1 protein-coding gene is annotated in these 787 nt (G+C 70.6%); it reads left to right on the top strand.

What is annotated here, in order from left to right; translation table 11 throughout:
• Window positions 1-787, top strand: a 787-nt coding sequence (locus tag ACDELDRAFT_RS23225) for a homoserine dehydrogenase (RefSeq protein WP_005801792.1), incomplete at both ends; no start/stop codon positions are given.

Raw genomic sequence — 787 nt, 5'->3', positions numbered from 1 at the left:
CGGCAGCGGCCCCGCGCGCGACTGGGTGCTGGCGGCCCTTCGCGCCGGCAGGCACGTGGTCACCGCCAACAAGGCGCTGCTGGCCGAGCACGGCACCGAAATCTTCACGGCCGCCCGCCAGCACGGCGTGGTGGTGGCCTACGAGGCAGCGGTGGCCGGCAGCATCCCCATCATCAAGGCGCTGCGCGAAGGCCTCACCGCCAACCGCATCGAATGGCTGGCGGGCATCATCAACGGCACCACCAATTTCATCCTCTCGCGCATGGCGGATGCAGGCCTGGGCTTTGCCGAGGCGCTGGCGCAAGCGCAGGCCCTGGGCTATGCCGAGGCCGACCCCACCTTCGACATCGAAGGCATCGACGCGGCGCACAAGCTCACGCTGCTGGCAGCGCTGGCGCATGGCGTGCCACTGCAGTTGCACAAGGTGCATGTGGAGGGCATCACGCAGTTGCAGGCCATCGACATGGTGTGCGCCGAACGCCTCGGCTATCGCATCAAGCTGGTGGGGGTGGCGCGCCGCCGGGACGATGCGCTGGCGCAGGGCCTGGAGCTGCGCGTGCATCCGGCGCTGCTGCCCGCCACGCACCTGATGGCGCAGGTGAACGGCTCAATGAACGCCGTCATGGTGCAGGGTGACGCGGCGGGCTCCACGCTGTACTGCGGCGCCGGGGCCGGGTCGGAGCAAACCGCTTCGGCCGTGATTGCCGACCTGGTCGACGTGGCGCGGCTGGCCGGGGGCGCGCCTACGCAGCATGGCGTCCACGCCCAACCCATTGCGGCGGCACCC

This window comes from Acidovorax delafieldii 2AN, from assembly GCF_000175235.1.
GTDB lineage: Bacteria > Pseudomonadota > Gammaproteobacteria > Burkholderiales > Burkholderiaceae_C > Acidovorax > Acidovorax delafieldii_B.
The sequence above is the reverse complement of the archived record's forward strand: the minus strand, read 5'-3'. Positions and strand labels throughout refer to the sequence as shown.